At 53.4% G+C, this 208-nt stretch carries 1 protein-coding gene; it reads right to left on the bottom strand.

The window, feature by feature from the left end; translation table 11 throughout:
* Positions 1-208 (bottom strand): hypothetical protein (locus NQF89_RS08860; RefSeq protein ID WP_266138007.1); only part of this gene is annotated, 208 nt, incomplete at both ends.

Below are 208 nucleotides of genomic sequence, written 5' to 3'. Positions count from 1 at the left end.
TATCCCCCCACTCATACCCCATATTATCCAACAATCCCCCCATGATAATAGCACAGGGGCCATACCGCCCCTTTTGCGCCAACACCAAATCCGCTGCATTCTCCGCCCATACACGCCTAACACCAGCCTGTACCAACCGCTCAATCGTCCCTTTCCGATCCTCTCGAAACGCTTTCTGCAACCGCTCAATCGATGGCGCATAAGGATA

It is taken from the genome of Bombella pollinis (genome assembly GCF_026385485.1).
GTDB lineage: Bacteria > Pseudomonadota > Alphaproteobacteria > Acetobacterales > Acetobacteraceae > Bombella > Bombella pollinis.
This window is presented reverse-complemented; position numbering and strand designations above follow the sequence as displayed.